Annotated in this window: 23 protein-coding genes; 7 read left to right on the forward strand and 16 right to left on the reverse strand. The window is 40.5% G+C overall.

Annotated elements, in window-relative coordinates; translation table 11 throughout:
• Positions 1-74 precede the first annotated feature (74 nt).
• Positions 75-662: a nucleoid occlusion factor SlmA gene (gene slmA / locus ACHSBP_RS16575; RefSeq protein ID WP_010561927.1), complete on the forward strand. Its 588-nt coding sequence runs from the start codon at positions 75-77 to the stop codon at positions 660-662.
• 121 nt (positions 663-783) lie between these two features.
• A complete protein-coding gene (locus ACHSBP_RS16580; protein WP_395389666.1) occupies positions 784-3552 on the forward strand; it encodes a prolyl oligopeptidase family serine peptidase in 2769 nt (922 codons plus the stop codon).
• Positions 3553-3724: 172 nt separating this feature from the next.
• On the opposite strand, the gene ACHSBP_RS16585 is transcribed toward ACHSBP_RS16580, so the two are convergent.
• Together ACHSBP_RS16585 and ACHSBP_RS16590 are read right to left on the reverse strand one after the other, a co-directional pair.
• Positions 3725-5941 carry a YgiQ family radical SAM protein gene (locus ACHSBP_RS16585; RefSeq protein ID WP_395389667.1) on the reverse strand — a complete coding sequence of 739 codons (2217 nt, stop codon included), beginning with the start codon at positions 5939-5941 and terminating at the stop codon, positions 3725-3727.
• A gap of 62 nt (positions 5942-6003) precedes the next feature.
• A complete protein-coding gene (locus tag ACHSBP_RS16590; RefSeq protein ID WP_010561930.1) occupies positions 6004-8190 on the reverse strand; it encodes an EAL domain-containing protein in 2187 nt (728 codons plus the stop codon).
• A gap of 210 nt (positions 8191-8400) precedes the next feature.
• Here ACHSBP_RS16590 and ACHSBP_RS16595 point away from each other — a divergent pair, with 210 nt between their 5' ends.
• Together ACHSBP_RS16595 and ACHSBP_RS16600 are read left to right on the forward strand one after the other, a co-directional pair.
• Positions 8401-8934 carry a hypothetical protein gene (locus tag ACHSBP_RS16595; protein ID WP_010561931.1) on the forward strand — a complete coding sequence of 178 codons (534 nt, stop codon included), beginning with the start codon at positions 8401-8403 and terminating at the stop codon, positions 8932-8934.
• A complete protein-coding gene (locus ACHSBP_RS16600) occupies positions 8924-9805 on the forward strand; it encodes a TIGR03899 family protein (RefSeq protein WP_010561932.1) in 882 nt (293 codons plus the stop codon). Before ACHSBP_RS16595 ends, ACHSBP_RS16600 begins: the two co-directional genes overlap by 11 nt.
• 78 nt (positions 9806-9883) lie before the next feature.
• On the opposite strand, the gene ACHSBP_RS16605 is transcribed toward ACHSBP_RS16600, so the two are convergent.
• The 7 genes from ACHSBP_RS16605 to dusA form a co-directional block, all read right to left on the reverse strand.
• Positions 9884-10648 carry a TIGR04219 family outer membrane beta-barrel protein gene (locus tag ACHSBP_RS16605; protein ID WP_395389668.1) on the reverse strand — a complete coding sequence of 255 codons (765 nt, stop codon included), beginning with the start codon at positions 10646-10648 and terminating at the stop codon, positions 9884-9886.
• Between the two features lie 4 nt (positions 10649-10652).
• Positions 10653-11636: a DUF2333 family protein gene (locus ACHSBP_RS16610; protein ID WP_010561934.1), complete on the reverse strand. Its 984-nt coding sequence runs from the start codon at positions 11634-11636 to the stop codon at positions 10653-10655.
• 8 nt (positions 11637-11644) lie between these two features.
• Positions 11645-12106: a copper chaperone PCu(A)C gene (locus tag ACHSBP_RS16615; protein WP_010561935.1), complete on the reverse strand. Its 462-nt coding sequence runs from the start codon at positions 12104-12106 to the stop codon at positions 11645-11647.
• 120 nt (positions 12107-12226) lie between these two features.
• A complete protein-coding gene (locus ACHSBP_RS16620) occupies positions 12227-12433 on the reverse strand; it encodes a PspC domain-containing protein (RefSeq protein WP_010561936.1) in 207 nt (68 codons plus the stop codon).
• An 8-nt stretch (positions 12434-12441) separates the two neighbouring features.
• On the reverse strand, positions 12442-13110 hold the full coding sequence (gene pspA / locus ACHSBP_RS16625) for a phage shock protein PspA (RefSeq protein WP_395389669.1): 669 nt from the start codon (positions 13108-13110) through the stop codon (positions 12442-12444).
• Positions 13111-13744: 634 nt separating this feature from the next.
• Positions 13745-13906, reverse strand: a complete 162-nt coding sequence (locus ACHSBP_RS16630) for a hypothetical protein (protein WP_158523445.1) — start codon at positions 13904-13906, stop codon at positions 13745-13747.
• Between the two features lie 198 nt (positions 13907-14104).
• Complete coding sequence (gene dusA / locus ACHSBP_RS16635) at positions 14105-15067, reverse strand: tRNA dihydrouridine(20/20a) synthase DusA (RefSeq protein ID WP_395389670.1); 963 nt, start codon at positions 15065-15067, stop codon at positions 14105-14107.
• Between the two features lie 151 nt (positions 15068-15218).
• On the opposite strand from dusA, the gene ACHSBP_RS16640 reads away from it, so the two are divergent.
• The 3 genes from ACHSBP_RS16640 (at position 15219) to ACHSBP_RS16650 (ending at position 16633) form a co-directional block, all read left to right on the forward strand.
• On the forward strand, positions 15219-15650 hold the full coding sequence (locus ACHSBP_RS16640; RefSeq protein WP_010561939.1) for a transcriptional repressor: 432 nt from the start codon (positions 15219-15221) through the stop codon (positions 15648-15650).
• Positions 15651-15734: 84 nt separating this feature from the next.
• Positions 15735-16202, forward strand: a complete 468-nt coding sequence (locus tag ACHSBP_RS16645; RefSeq protein WP_010561940.1) for a chemotaxis protein CheX — start codon at positions 15735-15737, stop codon at positions 16200-16202.
• A 2-nt stretch (positions 16203-16204) separates the two neighbouring features.
• Positions 16205-16633 carry a secondary thiamine-phosphate synthase enzyme YjbQ gene (locus ACHSBP_RS16650; RefSeq protein ID WP_010561941.1) on the forward strand — a complete coding sequence of 143 codons (429 nt, stop codon included), beginning with the start codon at positions 16205-16207 and terminating at the stop codon, positions 16631-16633.
• A gap of 26 nt (positions 16634-16659) precedes the next feature.
• Here the strand turns inward: ACHSBP_RS16650 and alr are convergent, their stop codons facing one another.
• From alr to ACHSBP_RS16685, 7 genes are all read right to left on the reverse strand, one after another.
• The gene (alr, locus tag ACHSBP_RS16655; protein WP_395389671.1) at positions 16660-17739 is read right to left on the reverse strand and encodes an alanine racemase; all 1080 of its coding nucleotides are present in this window, start codon (positions 17737-17739) and stop codon (positions 16660-16662) included.
• A complete protein-coding gene (gene dnaB, locus ACHSBP_RS16660) occupies positions 17739-19118 on the reverse strand; it encodes a replicative DNA helicase (protein WP_010561943.1) in 1380 nt (459 codons plus the stop codon). Before dnaB ends, alr begins: the two co-directional genes overlap by 1 nt.
• A gap of 94 nt (positions 19119-19212) precedes the next feature.
• The gene (locus ACHSBP_RS16665) at positions 19213-20154 is read right to left on the reverse strand and encodes a DUF4097 family beta strand repeat-containing protein (RefSeq protein ID WP_395389672.1); all 942 of its coding nucleotides are present in this window, start codon (positions 20152-20154) and stop codon (positions 19213-19215) included.
• 11 nt (positions 20155-20165) lie between these two features.
• The gene (locus ACHSBP_RS16670; protein ID WP_010561945.1) at positions 20166-20654 is read right to left on the reverse strand and encodes a hypothetical protein; all 489 of its coding nucleotides are present in this window, start codon (positions 20652-20654) and stop codon (positions 20166-20168) included.
• Positions 20641-21210 carry an RNA polymerase sigma factor gene (locus ACHSBP_RS16675; protein ID WP_010561946.1) on the reverse strand — a complete coding sequence of 190 codons (570 nt, stop codon included), beginning with the start codon at positions 21208-21210 and terminating at the stop codon, positions 20641-20643. The genes ACHSBP_RS16670 and ACHSBP_RS16675 overlap by 14 nt, the downstream gene beginning before the upstream one ends.
• Before the next feature lie 142 nt (positions 21211-21352).
• Complete coding sequence (locus tag ACHSBP_RS16680) at positions 21353-23128, reverse strand: hypothetical protein (RefSeq protein WP_395389674.1); 1776 nt, start codon at positions 23126-23128, stop codon at positions 21353-21355.
• Positions 23128-23646, reverse strand: a complete 519-nt coding sequence (locus tag ACHSBP_RS16685; protein ID WP_395389676.1) for a prepilin-type N-terminal cleavage/methylation domain-containing protein — start codon at positions 23644-23646, stop codon at positions 23128-23130. The genes ACHSBP_RS16680 and ACHSBP_RS16685 overlap by 1 nt, the downstream gene beginning before the upstream one ends.
• Between the last annotated feature and the right edge of the window lies 1 nt (position 23647).

Raw genomic sequence — 23647 nt, forward strand, 5'->3', positions numbered from 1 at the left:
GCATCTAAAATCATAAGTAATTAAGATATGCGCCTCTTGAGGTTGATAATAATGATAAGAAGTAAGGGATAAAAATGCCTGCCACAAAACGTAGTAATCGCAAGGAAGAAATCTTACAAGCACTTGCGCAAATGCTTGAAACCAGTCCAGGACAGCGTATCACCACGGCTAAACTAGCCACTGAGGTAGGTGTTTCAGAAGCGGCGCTTTACCGCCACTTTCCAAGCAAAGCACGTATGTTTGAAGGCTTAATTGAGTTTATTGAAAATGCCCTGCTTTCCAATATCAATCTTATCTTAGAAAAAGAAAAAGACACCCATAGCCGTATTCACAATATTTTATTGTTGCTTCTGAGCTTTGCTGAAAAAAATCCAGGCATTACGCGCATTCTAACCGGTGATGCACTGCAAGGTGAACAAGAGCGTTTACGTGAACGTATTCAAGGTTTATTTGAAAAGCTAGAAACGCAACTAAAGCAAGTATTACGCGAACGTAAATTACGTGAAGGTAAAACCTTTACCCTTGCAGAAGAACAGTTAGCAAATCTACTTTTAGCCTACGTTGAAGGTAAAATGAACCAGTTTGTGCGCTCTGATTTTAAAGCAAAACCAACCGCGCAATTTGACGCGCAGTGGTCACTTTTCACCTTAGCTTGGCACTAACCCCCTCGCGTTGAAGTATATATTTTACTTCAACGCGCTATTTTGCGACTTATCGCATTCTCTTTCTTCTTTTTGGTTTCTGTTTACACTAGAGCTAATAATTAGCACTAGGTAATCATTAATGAAACTCGCGTTTACACTTTCAAGCTTAGCGTTAGCAACCAGTTTTGCATTAAGCGCCAGCGAACCTCTTCAATTTAAAGACGTATTTGATTTTAAATACGCAAAATCTACCCAACTTTCAGAGCAGGGAAATTTACTCGCATTTAGCGCAAGCCCTTATCGCGGTAACAGTGAAGGACAGGTTTATACGCTAAATAACAAAGCATTGCTTGCTACTGTTGAACGCGGCACATCACCGGTTATTAATAAAAATGAGAAATGGGTCGCGTTTACCGTTAAACCTGACTTACTAGCCAGTGAAAGTGCATCAAAAGATAAAAAGAAAAAGCTAAAAAATGATTTATCGTTAGTAAACACCAGTTCAGGCGAGGTCATCACTTTTGAACGTGTTGAAGACTTTGCCATTTCAAATGACGGTAACTGGCTTGCTTATCGCACTGAAGTTAAGAAAAAAGACGAAGCAGAAAGTGATAAAAAAGCAGATAAAAAAGACGATAAAGACGCGAAGTTAAAAGCGGATAAAAAAGATAAAGTTTACACCCTTAACATTGTGAACTTAACAAACGATAAAACGCATTCAATTGAAAACGTGCTTACTTACGCCATTGCACCAAGTGGCACGCAGCTTGTTGTGAGCCAAGTAAGCAAAGAAGGCGATAAAAACGCCATTAGCCAAATTGCCCTGCCAAACTTTGCAATGAGCAGCTTATTTGCTGAGCCTGGCGTTGTAGCTAACAAACTCGTATGGCATCCAGTTAATGATGTTCTAGCGCTTTCGGTCGGTAATTACGTTAATGATGATAAGCGTCGTCGTGAACATTCACTTTACTTATGGCACAGTGAAAACAACCAATTAAAACAAATCGAAACGCCTATCGAGAATTGGTTTATCGGTAAAACGGCTAAATTAAAATGGTCTGAAACTGGCGAGCGCCTTTATTTTGAGACACGCCCGTTACTCTCAGCAAAAGTTGAACAAAAAAAATATAAAGAGCAAAACGACCTTTATGATTACGATGTAATTCGTGACCAAAAAGGTTTAAAAGTATGGCACCACAAAGATGCCGAAATAAAGCCGCGCGAAATTCAGCAATGGAATGAAAAGAATAAAAATCGCCATTACCAAGCGGTATTTCATTTAAACAGCGATAAAGCAGTACAGCTCGAAACTGAGCTTGTAACAGATGTAAGACTGCATACTGAAAAGCAATTTTTACTTGGCTACAGTAATAAGCCGCATCTTCACAAAATTATGTATGACGGTTTCTTTGCAGATTACTACGCAATAGATACTAAAACCGGCAAGAGCGTTAAAATTAGCGAAAATACCCGCGCACGTCCGACGCTTTCACCTAATGGTCAATTTGCCGCATACTTCGATAAGGGCCAAGTTCAGCTTAAATCCCTTAAAGACGCCAAGCTTAATGCGATAACCAAAGGCATTCGAGCCACTTTTGGCGACGACCAACACGATTATCCAAGTGAACAACCTGGCTATGGATTTGCCGGTTGGAGCAGTGATAGTAATACCCTTTATGTATATGACAAATATGACATTTGGGCATTTGATGTAAACACGCAGCAAGGCGCGCGTTTAACTCATGGTTATAAAAGCGAAACACGTTATCGCATTAAAAACTTAGATAAAAACAAACTATCTTTTGATTTAAACGATACGTTATTACTTTCAAGCTTTAACCTAGAGAACAAACAAACCGGCGTTGCAAAACTTAATTTAGCAAACAACCAACTTGAACAGGTTTTAACTGGCGAAGCGCGTTTTGACCTAGTAAAGAAAGCGCAACATGCCGATACGCTAATTTATACGCGTCAAAGCTATCATGAGTTTCCTGATTTTTGGGTAAGCAACACGTCGCTTTCAACTTCAACAAAATTAACTGACCTGAACCCACAAAAAGAGAGTTTTGCATGGGCAAGCAAACCGGAACTTGTAAAGTATAAAGGCTTTGATGGTGAAGATTTACAAGGCGTGCTAATAAAACCTGCAGGCTATAAAAAAGGCGATAAAGTACCTGTAGTAATTTATTTCTACCGCTATATGAGCCAACGCATGTATGACTTCCCGAAAATGGAGTTAAACCACAGACCGAACTTCCCAATGTTTACTTCAAACGGTTACGCTATTTTCTTACCGGATATTCGTTTTGAAATTGGTCACCCAGGTAAATCATCGACTCAAACTATGATCAACGCAGCACAAAAACTGATTGATATGGGTGTGGCTGACAAAGACAAAATTGGTTTACAAGGTCACTCATGGGCCGGTTACCAAAGTGCCTTTATGGTAACGCAAACAGATATGTTTAAAGCGGTTGTATCGGGTGCACCAGTATCAAACATGACCAGTGCATACAGTGGCATTCGTTTAAAATCAGGTCTTGCACGTCAATTCCAGTACGAAACAGGACAAAGCCGCATTGGCAAAGACTTGTTTGAAGGCTTAGATCTCTATATTGAAAACTCACCGGTATTCTTCGCCGATAAAGTTAATACACCAATTATGATTATGTTTGGTGACAAAGATGGCGCAGTGCCGTGGCAGGAAGGGATCCAATACTACCTTGCACTTCGCCGTGCAGGTAAAGATGTAATTTTCTTACAATACGAAGGTGAACCGCATCACCTGAAGAAATTTCCCAACCAAGTGGATTTCTCGATTCGTATGATGGAATACTTTGATCATCACCTTAAAGGTAAGCCCGCACCAAAATGGATGCAAAATGGCGTGCCATTTGAGAAAGAGTAATCTAATTTAAATACTAAAATGGCGAGCTATTAGCTCGCCATTTTTTGTTTAAGCTGAACTTGAGTTATTTAACCTAAGCTTAAGTTATTCAGTTTAGCTTAAGCTAAAAACCGTATAGTTGTTTTCAGGAAGGGAATTCCGATTGAGTAAAGTAACATTCAAAAGCCAACTCTTACGAGCTGGCTTTTTTTCTGCTCTTACTAAAGTTTGCAGATTTACCACCTCGTGACTTATTGCCACCCACCTTAGGCTTTGTATTTGCTTTATTAAACTGACCAAAACCCGTATGGCGAGAAAGTGCTGGCCTACCACCTTTACTCTGACCAGACTTACGTTGCTCGCCTCTTGATTCTGCAGGCACTAAACAATTTGGACCATTACCAATAAGGTTCGCTTTGCTCATTTTCTTTAATGCCTCACGGATCATTGGCCAACCGGCAGGGTCGTGATAGCGCAGAATCGCTTTATGCAAGCGACGTTGACGCGCGCCTTTAGGCACACTAACAACTTCCGTGTTGTTCTTAATGTTCTTGAGCGAGTTCATCTCGGTATGGTAAATGGTAGTGGCATTTGCCATCGGCGACGGGTAAAAATTTTGCACTTGATCTAATTTGAAATCATGGCGCTTCAACCACAATGCCATATTGACCATATCCAAATCTGTTGTACCAGGGTGAGCAGAGATAAAATACGGTATTAAATACTGTTTTTTACCCGCTTCTTTTGAGTATTTTTCAAAAAGTTCTTTAAAGCGATCATACGTGCCCATGCCCGGTTTCATCATTTTAGATAAAGGGCCATCTTCAGTATGTTCTGGAGCAATTTTTAAGTAGCCGCCAACATGGTGTGTCACTAACTCTTTAACATAGTTAGGATCTTCAATTGCTAAGTCATAACGCACACCTGATGCAATTAACACCTTCTTCACACCTTCAACTTCACGCGCTTTGCGATACAAGTTTACTGTTGGCGTTTGGTCAGTATCCATATGCTTACAAATATCAGGGAAAACACAGGATAAACGGCGACAAGTGCTTTCTGCTTTTTTGCTTTTACAGCGCAATTTGTACATATTGGCTGTTGGGCCGCCAAGATCAGAAATAACACCTGTAAAACCCGGTACTTTGTCACGAATTTGTTCAATTTCATCAATAATTGATTGCTCGGAACGGCTTTGAATAATACGCCCTTCATGCTCTGTAATTGAACAGAATGAACAGCCACCAAAACAGCCTCGCATAATATTGACCGAAGTTTTGATCATATCGTAAGCAGGAATTTTCTCATCACCATAGCTTGGGTGAGGCACACGCTGATACGGTAAACCAAATACATCATCCATCTCTTGTGTTTCAAGTGGAAATGCCGGAGGGTTCACCCAAACCGAACGGTCACCATGGCGCTGGAATAGTGCGCGGGCACAACCTGGGTTAGTTTCTTGGTGTAAAATACGTGACGCATGTGCATACAGAGGTTTATTTACACTTACCTGCTCATAAGCTGGCAGCTTTACATACACTTTTTCCCACGGCTTTAAGCGCGGCGGCTGAATGGTAATAGGCTTAGCTTCAGCGCCTAGTTCAATACCCGCTTGTTTAAATTCTGATTTGCTACAACCTACGTCATCTGCACCATAAGGGTTTGGAATTGGGTCTATCTTGCCAATTTTATCAATGGCAGTGGAGTCTGAACCGCGCCAGCCAGGTAATGGCTCTTTACGAATAACAGCAGTACCACGAATGTCATGCATTTCATCCATGGTTTTACCCGCAGCAATACCGTGCGCCACTTCAACTAGAGGCCTTTCTGCATTACCGTAAATTAAAATATCCGCTTTGGCGTCAAAAATAACACTGCGACGCACCTTTTCAGACCAGTAATCAAAATGGGCAATACGGCGTAAACTTGCTTCAATGCCACCGATAACCACTGGTACATCTTTATAAGCTTCTTTACAACGCTGGCTATATACAATCACCGCGCGATCAGGGCGTTTACCACCAATATTACCAGCCGTATACGCATCATCATGGCGTAAACGCTTTTCTGCGGTATAACGGTTGATCATCGAGTCCATATTACCAGCGGTTACACCGTAAAATAAATTGGGTTTACCGAGCGACATAAAGGCATCTTTTGAAGACCAATCTGGCTGTGAAATAATACCGACACGAAAGCCTTGCGCTTCAAGCACACGGCCAATTACAGCCATGCCAAAGCTTGGGTGATCAACATAGGCATCACCCGTTACAATAATAATGTCACACGAATCCCAACCAAGGGCATCCATTTCTTCTCTGCTGGTTGGTAAAAAAGGCGATGGACCGTAACACTCGGCCCAATATTTTGGATATGAAAAAAGACTACGCTCTGCTGATAAAGCAGCCATAAAATGCCCCTAGAATAAAATGGCCGCAAATTATAGCTGAGTTTAGCGCTAGCCTCTAGTGTTTATTTTTTAGCCAGCAAGAATTGTTTGAGTTCTTCATACGGCATTGGCTTTGCAAACATAAAGCCCTGCGCTTCTTCACAACCCATTAGGCGCAAACAACTCGCCTGATCTTCATTCTCAATTCCTTCAGCAATGGTGTTTAAACCAAGCTTTTTACCCAGTGATACAATTAACTCTGCAATGGCACCACTGTCTTCAGGAATGTCTTTTACAAAGGCCCTGTCTATTTTAATGCGGTTAAGCGGAAGTTTTTTAAGGTATGACAATGACGAAAAGCCTGTGCCAAAGTCATCAATCGCAATTTCTAAACCATGCTCTTTTAGCTCAGTTAGTGCTTCAATCACAATTTCAGGTTCATCCATCACAATGCTTTCAGTTACTTCTAACTCAATTTTCTGAGGGTTTATTTGGTGATCTGCTAGTGTGTCTTTTACTTTGCTAACAAACTGAGGATCACGAAATTGCGGCACTGAAACATTCACAGCAATACGCATATCAAAACCAAGTTCTAATAGCTGCTTTTGCGTTATACAAGCTTGCTCTAACACCCATTGACCAATTGGTAAAATTAACCCAGATTGCTCCGCTAAGGGCACAAAAATCGCCGGAGAAATAAAACTGCCCTGCTCGTTTGGCCATCTTAATAATGCTTCGCAGCCAATTACTTCACGTGTTGCTAAACAAATTTGCGGCTGATACCACACAGCCAACTTATGCTCACTAAAGTCATGGCGTAACTCTTTTAGCACTCCAAGCTGCCACGCCATTTTCTCTTCCATTTCTGGCAGATAATATTCGTAGTTAAATCTTAAGTGTTTTTTACCTAAATTAAGTGCGATATAACACGACTTGAGTGTTTGTTTTCCATCTTTATAGAAGTACTGCTGCTCGCAGACGCCCAAGTGAAAGTTAACCGGCAATAAATGTTCACCAGCATGAAAAGGCAAAGACAATATATGATTGAGTGACTCAGGCGTCACTTTGTCGGACTCAACTAATGCCGCAAACACATCCGCGCCAATGCGCGCAAAATAACGGATGCCAATTACATCTTCTTGAATTCGCGTTGCTACCGCTTGTAATAGTAAATCGCCAACATCTTGCCCTAAACCATTATTAATTGATGAAAAGTCAGCTATATCAATAAAGTAAAGAGAGAAATCGTTATTACTATCTGAGTAAAAACGGCCAATTTGATTTATAAAGTCGTTACGATTTGGTAGCTTGGTGAGTTTATCTTTGTAAGCTGCATCACGCAGCTCACTGAGCATTCTGACATTTTTAAATGCGGATGACACATTCTGCAAAAAGATTTCAATAAGTTTAATCTGCTGCTCATGCACCATTTCTTTGGTTTCAAGATAAATCGCAAACTGAGATTTGTCATCCTCGACAAAAAAGCAGCTGTCATGCTCGTCAATTTGATGAGTTTTATTTGCTAACGTTTGTTGCAATACGCCTAGCGCTCGGCTGTTATCTATTTGTTCTATACCTTGCCAAACAGCTCCTTTGTATTCAGCGCTACCACCAAGCACAGCGGAACGTCCGCCCTCGGCACTCACAATCACACCATCACCAGAACCGTCTAACAACTTGGCGATCTGCTCAATAACTTGTGAAGCAAAGGCCGTTAAATCTTCAAGGCCGTTAATCGATTTGGCCGCATCAAGTACTTTTTCTAGGCCAGTATTATGCTCTGATAGTTCACATAGTTGTTGATAAGAACGAAGTGCAGTTACAAGAGAGGTTACCAGTTTGGCGCGTGTCAGTTCTGTTTTTGTTTTATAGTCATTAATATCATATTCACGAATAATATTTTCTTCCGGTGCATAACCCGGTTGACCCGTACGTAAAATAATTCGTAATTGTGAATTGTTTAACTCTTCGCGAATGCGTTTAACCGTTACTAATCCGGCGTCGTCGGTTTCCATTACCACGTCGAGCAAGACCACTGAAATATTGGGGATTTCAGTTAGTTTTTTAACTGCTTCTTCACCACTATAAGCGTGATGAAATCTGAGTTGTTTATTCCAAAACGATAAACCTGACAGCGCCAGCTGTGTAACGGAGTGCACTTCAGGCTCGTCATCTACTATCAAAACATCCCAAAAACCAGAGTACTGCTCGGGGGTTTCGTTATCATCTTCATTCAAGAATAAAAACTGTTCTTCGGCAGGTTGTGTCATGAAACCTCTACGTCGTCACAAGACCTTTGAACTCTTTCTCTGGTCACAATTATTTTTTTTGTTATCCGGTAATTTGCCACTTAAACTTTGGTGAGCAAAACATAGCGCTAAAGCAACGTTAGCATCAGCCACTTACCTAGTATAGACTATTAATTAGAATGTTTAAAAATACTATGATAACTATAGTGTTTTCTGAAAATACGGAGCCAAATGCGGTACTTAATTCGCACCTTGTTTAGCATAGTTTTGGTAATTGCAATAACCAGCGCTTTATTGCCAAATCGCTATACTATTGAAAAAACCATAACGAGCCATTGTCAGCAACCGCAATTTCAAAGCTGGGTGTTGGATTTAGCTAATTGGCACTTGTGGACACCGTGGGCAACGTACGAAAAAACATGGCAAGAGTTAGAGCTTGCTAACAGCAATAAGATTGGCGCCTATTTAAAGTGGCAAAGCGGCGAACGCATTGGTGAAATGACGGTAACAGCGATTAGTAATAACAGCATTTCCTACACCAGTATTATTGACCACCATACTAATATTGGTCACTTTGTTGCCAAGCCATTTGCCAATAAATTACAAATAAGTTGGGCAATTGAAGGGGGCATTAACACCCCGCTAGTGGGTAGTTTATTAACGCAATACCATAAATATAAAATGCAGGACGCGATTGATTTAGGGTTACGAAATTTAAACTCGCTTTGCAAAAGTCAAAAGATGGAACAACAAGATGCCAATTAAACCGATTACGGCACAACAACACCTTGCAAAGATAATTAAAAGCAAAGTAGGTGTAGAACACAATAAAGTAAACGCAGAGCAAGCATCAAAACGCCTTGAGCAAGACAGTGTTTCTAAAACCCTTAACCCACTACCAAATTACAATAGCACCGAAAGCACACTGCAACGCGCACAAAAACGCCGTAAGCTTGCACTCGTGCGAAAACAAACAAATATTGAATCGATTCTTGGATTAGCACAACATTACTGCCCGCCAGTAACCTCACAAGGTGAGCCGGACCCTGATTGGATTGAGCGCTTTTTAGAGCTGGCCGAAGATACCAGCAATAGCAATATTCAAAAGTTATGGGCGAAAGTACTTGCTGGTGAAGTTATTAATCCGGGATCATTTTCGTATAAGAGTTTGATCACGCTTAAACACATCACACCAAAAGAAGCTGACGTATTACAATTAGCAACAGGGTGTGCGGGTAAATCGGCCAGTGATGGGTTTCACCAAATAATTACTGGCAGCTACCTTGCGCCAAGTTTGCTTAATTTTTTAAATCCGCATAAAAAAAACTACGTGAACTTAAGTAGCGCCGGACTCAATTATCCCGATATTTTAACACTTATCGACATTGAGTTAATTTATCAGCAAGAGATTGAATCTAAAGCATTTGAACGAGGTGAAAGCCAAACATTAAGCTTTGCCAACGGTACCTTAACCCTAACAGCTAAGCGTCAAGGCAGTATTTTAACGTACTATAAGTTTACCCAAACAGGGTTCTCGCTAGCGCGATTAACCAGTAATAAACTTAGTAATCAATATTTAGAGTGCCTGAAAAAGGCATTAGAGAAGAGCTTTGATGTGAGTTTTGCCAACAGCTAAAGTTGGCAAAACTATAGTATGAACTTGGTAAACCCAGCTATTTGCTAGCGTAAACCAAGTTTAGATGCAGGTATTTTATTAGAAGTGAATTTGCAAGCCCGCAAATACACCATCAACGTCGATATCTGTGTAAATATCATCAACGTCATCTAATTCAAGTAACATTGCACGGTAACCAGCTTTAACAGCAACATCCACCACCATATTATCGATAAACTCCCACGCAACACCGATTTGATAATCTTGAATTTTGCTATCACCAATTGCTAATAGCTGGCCTTCGGCAAATGCGCTCAATCCAGTAAACGGTAAACCAAACTGCACCGCACCATAAGCCATAGGAATAAAACCATTAAAATCAACCGACTCTTCACCAAAGTTTGAACCTTGTTGATCGCCTTTAACCGCGACATAGCCATCAAACTGTTTAGCAGATAAACCTAAATCAATCGACACCAAGTCGTTGTCGAAGATTTCGTAATAAAGTACGTAATCAACATGGCTTAAATCACTGTCACCTGTAACTGTTGAGTTAACTTTAAATACTTTATCACCAAAGCCAAACGAGGTATTTAAATTGGCATCAGCTGCTAATTCTAATTGGGTATATTTTAATTTTACATTTGGTACTAGCGGGATTGGGTGCTCAAGCGCTGCATAGTAACTGCCGTACTCTTTATCTTCAAAATTGAAGCTTTGCATATCGCTCGACGTACCTAGCGCACCACCGGTTTGTGCAGCCCAATAATCACCACCAACATACAGGCCTAACAAAGTGTCTGCTTTCGCCTGTGGTACCATTGCGGCAGCAATTAGTGCTGCACCAAACATCATTTTTTTCATTAAGTTATCCCTGAGAGAGTAATTCTGATAATTCAATAATCGCGGCATTCGCGCGCGATAAATAATTTGCCATTACCAATGAGTGATTTGCGACAAAGCCAAAGCCACTGCCGTTTAACACCATTGGGCTCCAAACAGTTTCTTGTGTTGCTTCCAATTCGCGCATAATTTGCTTAACGCTAACACGTGCATTTTTCTTTTCTAACACATCGGCAAAGTCGGTTTCAATGGCCGCAAAAAAATGTAACAGCGCCCAACTCGCACCGCGCGCTTCATATAATACATTATCGATTTCTAACCAAGGCGTTTTAACCAATTGGTGTGAAGGCGCATAACTTGCGCGACGCGCAGCTGTATCACCGGCAAGATCAGTGTTAATTTTATCTTGCCCTACGCTACTGCTTAAACGCATGCTTAAACTACCTAAACGCTTTTCAACCTCTTTTAGGTAGGCACGTAAATTGTCAGCTCGTGCATAAAATTGCGCGCTAGAATCTACCGGATTTGCGATATCTTTACGGTAACGAATTAATGCGTCTATGCCCTTTTGATACTCATCTTCCGCACTTGGTAAAATCCATGCGGTTGAATTGATATTAAACTGCGGCTGTGCAGCTTTAAGCTCAGGGTGTTCCGTTGATTGAGACTGAGAGCGGCTAAAATCTTTACGCATTGCCAACGTGATATCACGTGTCATTTCCAACACGCCAAATTCCCATGACGGCATGTTATCCATCATTACTGACGGTGGCATTACATCGTTAGTTAAATAACCACCAGGCTTATTTAACAATGTACTGGCAACTTCAATTACGGCAGTTGTAGTAACGTAACCAGTAACCACTTGCTGTTGTTCTTGTTTAGCCGCATTTTCAGCGCGCTCTTGCACGTTAAATATATCGGGTTCAATACTCCAATAAACCGCGATTAGATAAAAAAATAAGAAAATAAATGCAACCGCAGCTGCAATTTTACCTTTATGTTGCATATCCCCTCCTAGTGATGGTGGTGATGCTGATGCGCATTCTCAACGCTTTCATTAATGCCTACAACCGTCGCTTTACCGTTTACCGTTAAACCAGATGCAAAATTAAATGTAGCACTTAGCGATTCACTTTTAATTAATTTAGATTTAGGTGAAAACAACATAAGGTGCAAACCACCTGATTGAAACATCGCTGTAGAATGTGCATCGATGGCCAATTTTTCTAGTTTAACCATACTCATCATGCCATTTTTCTGCACATGATTATGGATCTCAACACGACCCAATTTTTCAATGCTGACTGAAGTAAGCACTTGATCTTGGTTCGTGTGGTTAGCAAGCTGAAAATACCCAACGCTTGATGGCGCTCCGGGAATAAACTCGCGAACAGTAAAGTCAGATACTGTAATTTGGTTGGCTGCAAGTGAAAAAGAAAAAACTGAAATAATAATTAATAGATAGCGCTTAAACATCAAAATCCCTCCATGCTTTGGTTCAGTATACTACAGAGGAAGATGCAAAAAGTACCTGAAAATTATTAATTATTGTAAATTTTAGGGGAGCGGTTAGGTCCAGCTCCCCTAAGTAAAAAATTAATAATAGCGTGCTGGCAGTACTGTTGCTGCCACAAAATAAGCGAGCAAAGTTGCGACAGGAAAAACCAACAACGCTGCCACTGCGGCTAATCTTACACTCCAGATTGGTAAACTATTACCAAGAGCAAGACCTGCGCACACGCCCGACACTTTTTTGTTTAGTCTGTCTTTGTAAAAACTGCCGTTATGTATATGAGATTTCATAACCCCTCCTACGCTGCTTTTTTAGCAACTTGTGCTTTCAATGCCGCTAGCTCTTCATCTAGTGCGTCGTCTTTTTCTAACTCGTCAAACTGCGTTTTAAGGCTCGAACTCTGAGTTACTTCGTAAGACTCAATTTGTGCTTCAATGCGGTCCACTTTGTATTCGATTTCGTTAAAACGCTCTAGCGCCCGATCTATTTGCTCACTATGAAGCTGTGATTTAGCTTTCACTCTAACTTCTGCTGACTGCGAGCGAATTTGGTACTCTTTTAGTTTACCCTTCGCTTGCGTTAGTTTTTGATGCAATGAATTACTGTCTTGCGCAACTTTACTTAGCACTTCATCAATACGGTCAATTTCTGGTTGAATCGAATCGATTTCTTTATTTGCTTTTTGCTTTTCAGCAAGTGCTGCTTTAGCAAGATCTTCACGCTCTTTTTGCAACGCTTTTTCAGCTTGAGCATGCCAATAGTCTGCTGATGATTGCTGTTTGGTTAACTTGCGCTGCAGTGTTTTCTTTTCAGCTATCAAGCTTGCCGATGTAGTGCGTAACTCTACTAGCGCTTCTTCCATTTCTTGTACCATTAGACGCACTAGTTTTTCTGGTTCTTCAGCACGGTCTAAGGCTGCTGATACGTTCGCTTGGATAATGTCGGTTAATCGAGTAAAAATGCCCATAACTCTCTCCTGTTGATATTCGTCTATTTTTTCTCTTGTATATTCTGTTATTCCAATCATTGTGCCAAAATAAACAAAACTAACAAATACAATAAGTTACAGTTATGTTGGATTTATAAAAAGTTGCAAAGTAGTTAAATTAACCACAATATTAGTTAAATTAACTAATAATTGAATTTTATTTGGCAAGCATTTTCAGAAGATTTATGCGCGTGATTTAAAAGCGAGCGCTAAGTAGAAAATCAAATTAAAAAGAACACAAGGCACTGTTTTACGATAACAATTAATTAAAGGTTACGACCGTAACTAAGTAAATAACGCGCTATTGATAACGCTATTGAATACATCAACAACGGGATTAATTGCAAACAAGCTTATATAGAGAAGGTATATGTAATGGCTAAAACGTCAGGTGTAATTCCAAACGTATTACAGCTGCCCCAAAAGGGGAGAAGTTCGCAGATTAAGGATTAACAAAGATTACGAGCTTAAATATGAAATAAAGCTGCAGATTAATTATTTAAAAAGAGTTTGACCACGCTGCCCAATAAATCCGTGCCACACACCCACTGTCACTAATAAACTAACAACTGGTAATAAAAACAGGCTAAATAAATCAAGTAAGTCCAACATTTTAAGCTCCTTTTTCGCACTTCAATTGCAATAAGTTAGCCACACTCGGTACTTGCTCACACACCTGCTCAAGCTGCGCTTGTTGATCTGCTTGCGTTGCAAGTACAGATTGCAGAAGTAAACTGATCAGTAACAACGCTGTAGTAACTATTTTTGCTAACATAACGTTCGGTTAAATATTAAGAATCGTACGTAATACATAACAAAGAGCATGCCAAAAACATAATCGTTTGATTTAAAAGAAAATAATAAAAAACACCAGTCTAACAAATAAAAAAAAAGCCAAACACTGGTTAATTTAACCAATATTTAGCTTTTAATTTTCCCAAATACGGAATTAGGGTTTCCCTATTTCGGGATATTACTCAGGAACAAACGCCAGCGCTTCTTCCAATAACGAAATTTGAGCATCTTTCTTATGACCATTTTCAGAAAGATGACGACGGTATGAACGTGCTCCTGGCTGACCTTGGAAAATACCCAGCATATGCCTTACAACATGCCAAAAGTTTGCACCTTGTGTCATTTCTGATTCTATATAATCAAACATATTGCGCACCACTTGGTGCCGAGTCAACATTGTACTTTGCTCATCACCATAAATTAGCTTATCAACTTCAGCCAGCATATATGGATTGGCATATGCTTCACGTCCAACCATTACACCATCAATATGCTTTAAATGCGTTAAACATTCATCAATGGTTTTTACCCCACCGTTTAGTGAAATGTGACAATCACTAAAATCACGCTTAAGTTGGTAAACACGCTCATAATCGAGCGGCGGGATTTCACGGTTTTCTTTCGGGCTTAAACCTTGTAACCACGCTTTACGTGCATGGATTATAAAGTCACGACAACCCACATTATAATTAGCATCAATTAATGCAGTTAAGAACTCGTAAGAGTCTTGCTCGTCAATTCCAATACGCGTTTTAACGGTAACAGGAACGTCTGTTTCAGCTTTCATCGCCGAAATACATTCAGCCACTAACTGAGGCTCAGCCATTAAACAGGCACCAAAACGGCCATTTTGCACTCGATCAGATGGGCAACCGACGTTTAAATTAATCTCTTGATAACCATATTGGTCAGCACGTTTTGCGCATTCTGCTAAAGCTTTCGGATCGGAACCACCCAATTGCAATGCCACTGGTTGTTCATGTTGGCCAAAATGTAAGTAATCACCTTTGCCAAAGATAATTGCACCAGTTGTAATCATCTCAGTGTATAACACTGAATGCTTTGTTAATTGTCGATGGAAAGTACGACAATGCCTATCCGTCCAATCCAGCATTGGGGCTACAGAAAAACGTCTATTCACGCTACACCTCAGTAAATATGGGGTCGCGATTCTACTCGATTTTTTGTCTTTGCTCAATTTATATTCATAAAAGAGGGATTTGCTTAAAGACTTAACTACAAATAGTTAAATTGATTGTGGTAAGATGACTTTGATATCGAGGAACAATTTTATGACAGTTGAAGCATTAACAGAAAAAGCAAAAGTCGTTTGCAACGACAAAGGGGTTCGCTTTACGACAATTCGCGAGAAAGTTTTTCGCTTATTGGCTGGCACTCAATCAGGTGTTGGCGCGTATGATTTGCTAGAGCAATTAAAGCAAACTGAGCCTAATGCAAAACCTGCTACAATCTATAGAGCGCTCGATTTCTTAGCCGAAATGGGCTTTATTCACAAAATTGAAAGCACTAATGCATTTATGCTGTGCCATCATTTTGAACATACTCATCCAGTTCAGTTACTCATTTGCGAAAAATGCGGCCATGTTGAAGAGCTTCATTCTCACGCAATTGCGCACGAGCTGAACAACCAAGCGACAGATTTGGGTTTTAAAGTTGTAACTCAAACAATTGAAGCGCGTGGTATTTGCGCTAAGTGTCAATAAATATCAGAATTAGTTTGCAAAAATCGCAACTTCATTCTTGAATTATAGATGATATACGCCTAAAAAACGGAACCGGACTAAAACATGAATGTAGAATTCATAAACCCATTTATTTCTTCTTTACTCAATGTGTTATCAACAATGGCACAAACTGATCTGTCGCCGGGCAAGCCCAAAATAAAGAAAACAGAAGTGGCTGTTGGCGATGTATCAGGCTTAATCGGCATGGTTGGCCCACAAACTAAAGGTTCATTGTCTATAACCTTTGACGGCGAACTTGCCATGACCATTATGGAGCGTATGCTCGGTGAACGCCCTGAGAAAATAGATGAAGAAGTCACCGACATGGTTGGTGAAATTACCAATATGGTTGCCGGTGGTGCTAAAAACTTACTAGGCGACAAGGGCTACGAATTTGATATGGCAACGCCCGTTGTTGTTTCAGGTAAAGACCACACTATCACTCATAAGTGTGAAGGCCCTAAACTTATTATGCCGTTTACATCGGATTTCGGTGCAGCACATATTGAGGTTTGTTTCGACAAACTATAATTATGAGCTGGCAACAAAAAAGCTTTCAATTAAAACCTCGTGCGCGAGGTTTTCATTTAATAGACGCTGAAATTACGCATCATCTTGCTGAACTGAGCAAATATCGTATTGGCATACTGCACCTATTTATACAGCATACATCTGCTAGTTTAACGATTAACGAAAATGCCGATCCAACCGTGCGCATTGATATGGAAACTCATTTCAATAAGTTTGTACCACAAGGTCAAAGTTATTATCAGCATGATTACGAAGGTGATGATGATATGCCAGCGCACATTAAGGCAAGCACACTGGGTTCAAGTATCTCAATTCCCATTGCTAATGGTCAGCTTAATATGGGCACGTGGCAAGGTATTTATCTTGGTGAGCACAGAGATTACGGAGGTGCTCGTACCTTAGTCGCTACAATACAGGGCGAGGTATTCTAAACCTCGCACTTAGCAGCAAAATAAAACTATTCTTGGATATACTTATATTCAACCCGAGGGGTTATGTTGCACAGAAGTTCGTAAGGAATGGTTGTTGCGAACTGCGCAATTTGCTCAACTGGCAAATTTGGTCCCCATAACTCGACTTCATCACCTAAGGCTACTGAGTCGTCATCGCCAATTTCTACGGTGATCATATCCATCGACACACGACCAACAATCGTAAAGCGTTTACCTCGAATCATCACTGGTGTGCCATTTGGCGCATGTCTTGGGTAGCCGTCGCCATAACCCATTGCTACCACACCAATTCGAGTATCGCTCGCTGCACGCCAGGCACTGCCATAACCAACCGTTTCACCCGCTTTTACATCACGAATAGCAATAATACTACTGGTTAATCGCATTACTGCCGTTAATTGATGATCTTGCCCTGTTGAATCGATCATTGGTGATACACCATAAAGCATTAAGCCAGGTCTAACCCAATCACAATGACTATTTGGCCAACCAACAATGCCCGCTGAATTTGCCAAGCACAGTTCGTTATTTCTTCCTTTAATACTATCGAAAAAGAGCGCCATTTGCTCAGTTGTTTTACCGTCGTCAAGATCGTCTGCGCAGGCAAAGTGTGTCATTAACTTAATATTTTCAGCTACACTATTACAGCACTCTAAACGCGTGTACATATCATGACAATGGCTTGGCTCAATTCCTAAACGATGCATGCCGGTATCAAGTTTTAACCATGCAGTTATTGGGCTTGCAAGCTGTGCGTTTTCAAGCATAACCAGCTGCGCTTCATCATGCACCACAATATTAAAGTTACTGGTTGCTGCAATCGCTAAATCTTCCGCGCGAAAAACCCCTTCTAGCAGCACGATTGGTTTAATTACACCACCTGCGCGTAACGCCAAGGCTTCGTCAATTCTGGCAACCGCAAAAGCATCTGCGTCAACTAGATTTTGCGCAATAGTCACTAAACCATGCCCGTAAGCATTGGCTTTTAACACAGCCATAATGCGTGAACCCGGCGCAAGCTCTTTTACTCGCGCTAGATTATGATTTAACGCTGTTAAATTGATTTCGGCGCAAGCGAGTCGCATTAATACTCATCATCCACTGCAGGTCCTGCGTAGTTGTCAAATCGCGAGAATTGACCTTGGAAGGTTAAGCGTACTTTACCAATTGGGCCGTTACGCTGCTTACCAATAATAATCTCAGCGACGCCTTTATCGGTTGAATCCTCGTTATAAACTTCATCACGATAAATAAACATGATTAAGTCGGCATCCTGCTCGATTGAACCCGATTCACGTAAGTCGGAGTTAATTGGACGTTTATCAGCACGTTGCTCTAGTGTACGGTTAAGCTGAGACAGCGCAATAACAGGACATTCAAGCTCTTTTGCTAAGGCTTTGAGAGAGCGTGAAATTTCGGCGATTTCTAATGTTCGGTTGTCTTGTAAGCTTGGCACTCGCATTAGCTGAAGGTAATCCACCATAATCATGCTAATTCCGCCATGATCACGAGCGATACGACGCGCACGTGAACGTAACTCGGTAGGTGTTAGGCCTGATGAATCATCGACAAACATTTTGCCTTTTTCAATTAACAATCCCATGGTTGACGATAAACGCGCCCAATCATCATCATCTAGCTGACCGGTACGCACTTTAGTTTGGTTAATACGACCAAGGGATGCCAGCATCCTCATCATAATCTGCTCTGACGGCATCTCTAGCGAGAAAATAAGCGTTGGCTTGTCTTGCGTCATTGCAGCATGCTCTGCAAGGTTCATGGCAAAGGTGGTTTTACCCATTGAAGGACGCGCGGCAACAATAATTAAGTCTGACGGTTGCATACCCGCCGTCATTTTGTCTAAATCGCTGTAGCCAGTACTTACACCCGTTACACCGTCTTGCGGTGATTGATATAACTCTTCAATTTTGTCGATGGTTTTTTCCAGAATATTATGAATATTCTGCGGACCATCTGAGCTTTTTGTACGTTGCTCAGCAATTTTAAATACTTTGGTTTCAGCTAAATCGAGTAAGTCGTGGCTATCTCGCCCTTCAGGGTTATAACCGGCATCAGCAATTTCATTAGCCACATGGATCATCTCACGAACAACTGCGCGCTCGCGAACAATTTCAGCGTAAGCATTGATGTTCGCTGCACTTGGCGTGTTTTTAGCGATTTCGCCTAGATAAGCAAATCCACCAATTGAATCCAGCTCATTGGTTTTTTCTAATGTTTCAGAAATAGTAATTAAATCGATGGGTTGACCGCTTTCAACTAGCTTTTCCATCGCTTCAAAAATGAGCTTGTGGGTGCGGGTATAAAAGTCTTGCGCAACAACTCGCTCGGCAACACGGTCCCATGCTTCATTATCAAGCATTAGGCCGCCCAACACCGACTGTTCAGCTTCAATTGAATGCGGAGGGACTTTTAAGGTATCTAACTGTTTATCTGCTTTTGCCATGACTGGATTTAACTCGAAGAGAATCTAGCTATTCTAACCAGAACCAATAAAAAAACCCAGCATTGAGCTGGGCTTTATTAAATATGCGCGATGATTAATTGTATTTTAACTCAATACGACCATTTACTGTGTCGATTTCGATTTCAACATCACCATCTTTCAGCTGAAATTCAAGTGAGCTTGATGGGCCATATTTTGCTTTTTTAGGTTTATCTTTTGATAGACCATTTCTAATTTTACCGCCAGCGTGAGCTGCTATTTCAACATCTGCTGATAAGTCACGCGGTAATTTAAACAAAATATCACCATTAACTGTTTCAGCTTGAATATTGGCGCCACGGCTCAAAGCTTTCATAGCAACTTCAACTTCTCCGCCTACCGTTGTAATTTCAAAGTTTTTAATTGTATCAGCGTTAATTTCTACGTCGCCATTAACGCTTTCGATGCGAATATCGTGACTCAGCGTTGTACTTTTTAAATCGCCATTTACTGCCTCAAAACGCATATCACCTTGTGAATTAGTATCACGAATATCACCATTAACCGTTTCGATACGAATTTGACCGTTTAGGTTGTGTGATTTAATGTCGCCATTTACGGTATCAAGATTGATACGACCCGTAACATCTTGAATATCAATATCACCATTTACAGTATCCAGTACAATGCCAGCGCTAAGCTCCGCGATATCCATGTCGGCGTTTACACTTTCGATATTGATTAAATGTGTTTTTGGCACAAAGATGGTGAGCTTAGAACCTTTACCGTCTTTACGACTGTAATGATTTGGCATTTCCACAATAAACTCGGTACGTCCGCCTTTTTTGTTACGGAAGATATAACCATCCGCTCGGTCATCAAGGGTACCCGAAACTTGCATTTGCTGCTTATCCCAGCCTTTTAGGATAATTTCGCCCTGATCATTTTCAATATATATTTTGTTATTGCTTGGTACATCGATAGTTTTATCGATAAGCTCGCCGGCCATCAATGAAAACGATAATAAACTACTACAAACAAAAGCTAATAATTTCATAACACTTCCTCTTAAATTCGTTGCCAGCTAGGCTCATGAACCTTGTTAATTAAATCGAGTTGTTGCTGGTAAACCTGCGACAACATTCTTAGTAATGTGGCGTTTTCTGGCTCATTTTCTAACGCTAACTTAATCGCTTTTTCTGCTTCTTCTAATTCTGCTAATTGCGCCTGCCAATTATCAGCAAGGGCTTTTTGATCGCTGTACTTTACAAGCAAGGCTTGCTTTTCATGTTTAAAGGTTTGCGTCATCGCTTTTAAGCCCGCCTCATATTGACTGCTTTGTTGGTTAAAAAACACTTGATAACTCAGTAAACCTAAACACATACACGCAGCTAACGCGGTAACTTGTTGCCAAACATGAGACTTTTTACTCGTCTGTGTTGGCTGGTTAGCAATCGCGTTTTCCACGCCCTGCCATAAATCTTTTTTAGGGCTAACCTCAGTTGGCAATTGAGCAACTGCTTCATCTAGCATTTTGTCTAAATTAGTCTGTTTCATTACTCATCCACTCTTTTAATAAACTACGTGCTCTGTGGTACTGCGCTTTAGAAGAGCCCACAGCCATATTTAACTGTTCTGCAATTTCTTCGTGGCGATACCCTTCTACCGCAAACAATACAAATACAAGTCGCGCTTTTTCTGGTAGCCGCACTATGTATTTATCTAACCCGTTTAAGCCGTGGCACATATCCACTTCTTGTTCTGGCATACCCGCCTGTTCAAAACTAACAACTTTTTGCAACCAATTGGTTTGCCGACGCAAATAACTAATAGTGATATTTGCCGCTACACTGTGTAACCAGGTAGTAAATTTTGCTTTGCCATCAAAACTAGATAGCTTTTGCCATAGTTGAACAAACACTTCTTGAAGTGCTTCCTCAGCAAGGCTTTCATTTGCGGTTAAACGTAAAGTAAGTGCAAAAACGCGTTTATAGTGACGGTTATACAAGTCATGGAATGCTTGTCTATCGCCCATATTCACTTTTTCGATTAACTGCAGATCAAAGTTTGCTTCTTGTTCTTTTACAAAACGCTGCTCTGCATCAATTAACACATTTACTTCCCTAGTGTTGTTTTCTTGTTGATTACTTTATTAGACGTAAGAAGGGTTTGGAAAGGTTTAAATGAAAATAAATTTTTTTGAGAAAAATAAAACGCCCTTTAAAAAGAGCTTTTTATTAGATAGTTATCTTAGATTATAAGTAGCGCCAGCCTTTGAAGACGAGTCTGGAAGTACCGCCACCATCACCATCACCGACAGAATACTCACCTAAAGCAACGTCGTAATGAACCGAGCCTGCGCCACATGCCGTAATAGTATTTGCCCTTATAGCCCCTTTAAAAACTGTTGATGAGCCGATAAACACATCTGAATAAGGAGAGTAAATAACACCATACATATCCCCCGTTCCTGACATTTCCACTCCCCAAGGACCTCTTGGCCTTTGGCAGTTTAATGAACTACTGGCTTTGTCATTATAGGCCGAATAAATTGTAAAGCTTGGTGTTTTTGAAGCTTGTCTAAAGCCTTCACTGCTATCTGATGCAAAAGGTTTTTTAAATACTGCTTTGCCAAGAATATAAACAACGACTGAAACCCCCTCTTGAATTTCAATCTGTGAACCACCGTTCGCGGAGTAATTCCAGTCACCTTTAACGAATACGTGAATTGTTTCATTATCTAAGTTATTGTCTGATTTCTTAAAAACAAGTCGACCGCCATTAATCTCTACGTTGTTAAAGAAAAAGATGCTTTGAGTGGTACCAAAAACATGCTTAGACACAGGTGAATAACTACTACTGCCGCCACGAATATAACTTCCACTTTGAGATGACAGCTCAAAACGACTATCCCACCTTGATAGATCCAAATCATCAAAACTGCCCATACCATTTAAAATATGGGAGAACTCAGACGTAATCTGTAAAAAATCACACGACTTCTTTGGGTTTTTTAAATCTTCGGGTCTGATGTTGTTAGGATCTACCGCTTCAACCTCAGCAACCGACACTGTCTGTTTAAACTTTGCATGCGACAATAATGTTCCATCGTTATCTCTCGGTGTATCTGACTCATCATTAGTGGTCAAATTTGCACCACTATACTTTAATGCAAACTCTTCATTATTCAGATTACTTATAAAGGTAGTTGATGCAGTTCCGTAACTCAGATTACCTTCTGCACGCACCACGCCACCTACACCACCGACAAAATCAACGGACCCTTTCGTTAAAATATCTTCGGTAACACGAGTTCCTTCAATTGTACCTACAGGCATTTCAACACCTGAGCCTCCAGATATCGTTATGTCACTGTTTGCGTGTAGCGTTCCTGCAACACTGGTTCCGCCTGTAACCGATATAGTGCCCGTTGTTGTTACATCGCCCCAAACTAAAGCGCCACCGTCGATTAGCACATCAGAGTTTTTGTTCAACGTTGAAATATTCGCTTTATTTGAATAATCAAGTGTTGGATCTCGTGAGTCATAACTGTTTACACTGCCGCCCGCTTTAACACCAACACCACTACAACCAACTAAAAACTGTTCAAACGGAAAACTCTTATCGATTGATTGAATATAATCAAATAAAGCGACTGTATTATTCAAGCCTTCGTAGCGACTACCCAAACTTCTAATTTCAATTAAGCCATCGCTGTTTTGTGAAACTTTCGCATTGAAAGCCATGTCATCTATACTTGCACTACCAGATACATTTCCACTACCTTCTTCACCAACCCTGATAATATCGTCTTTGGAGATATTCGGGTTATTGTTAATTTTATCTTGTAGTAATTTATGGGTTTCAAAAATCCCCTTTTCAGATACTAAACGAGCATTCATTTTCTTTTGATAATTGCCAGTTAATCTTTCTTGGATAACATTATCTCGTAATGAATTTAATACGATGATGCTTGTCATCGTGGTTAAAATCATAACGGATAGTAAAACAACCCCTTTTTGATTATTCATTAGTTCAATGCCTCCTCCAGTATCTTGCCACTCAGCGCAATATCTATTCGAAATCCATTTGCGAGCATATCCACATTTAAACTTTCTGGTGTAACAGTAACCTCTACCAAATTTCCATTTATGCGATAACTAATATCTTGTAAGCCAGTTAATAAGACTTCTTCATCTCCCGCGTTGACTCTGCAGCGAAGCTGATTGTCAACTAAGGTAAATGTCTCACTAAACGGCACAGCAGGTTTGCTACTATTGCAAGCTGTTGAGCCTAAGGTTTCTTGTTGAACCACAATAGTATTGGCGTTTGGGGAACCTGGTGTCCTTCTTGTTTGTTTTAAACTACGGGAAAATACTTCCGAGCTATACCTTAAAACCTCTTGTGCATTTTCAAGCTCTTTTGATGTCTCAACAGATTCACTCAATGCAATATATACAAAGGAAATACCTGTCATTAAAAAGCTACTTACCGCTAAAGCTACCATCACCTCAACAAGCGTAAATCCATTTTTTACATATTTTATCATC

Origin of the sequence: Pseudoalteromonas sp. XMcav1-K (assembly GCF_044005875.1) — a bacterium.
Taxonomy (GTDB): domain Bacteria; phylum Pseudomonadota; class Gammaproteobacteria; order Enterobacterales; family Alteromonadaceae; genus Pseudoalteromonas; species Pseudoalteromonas spongiae.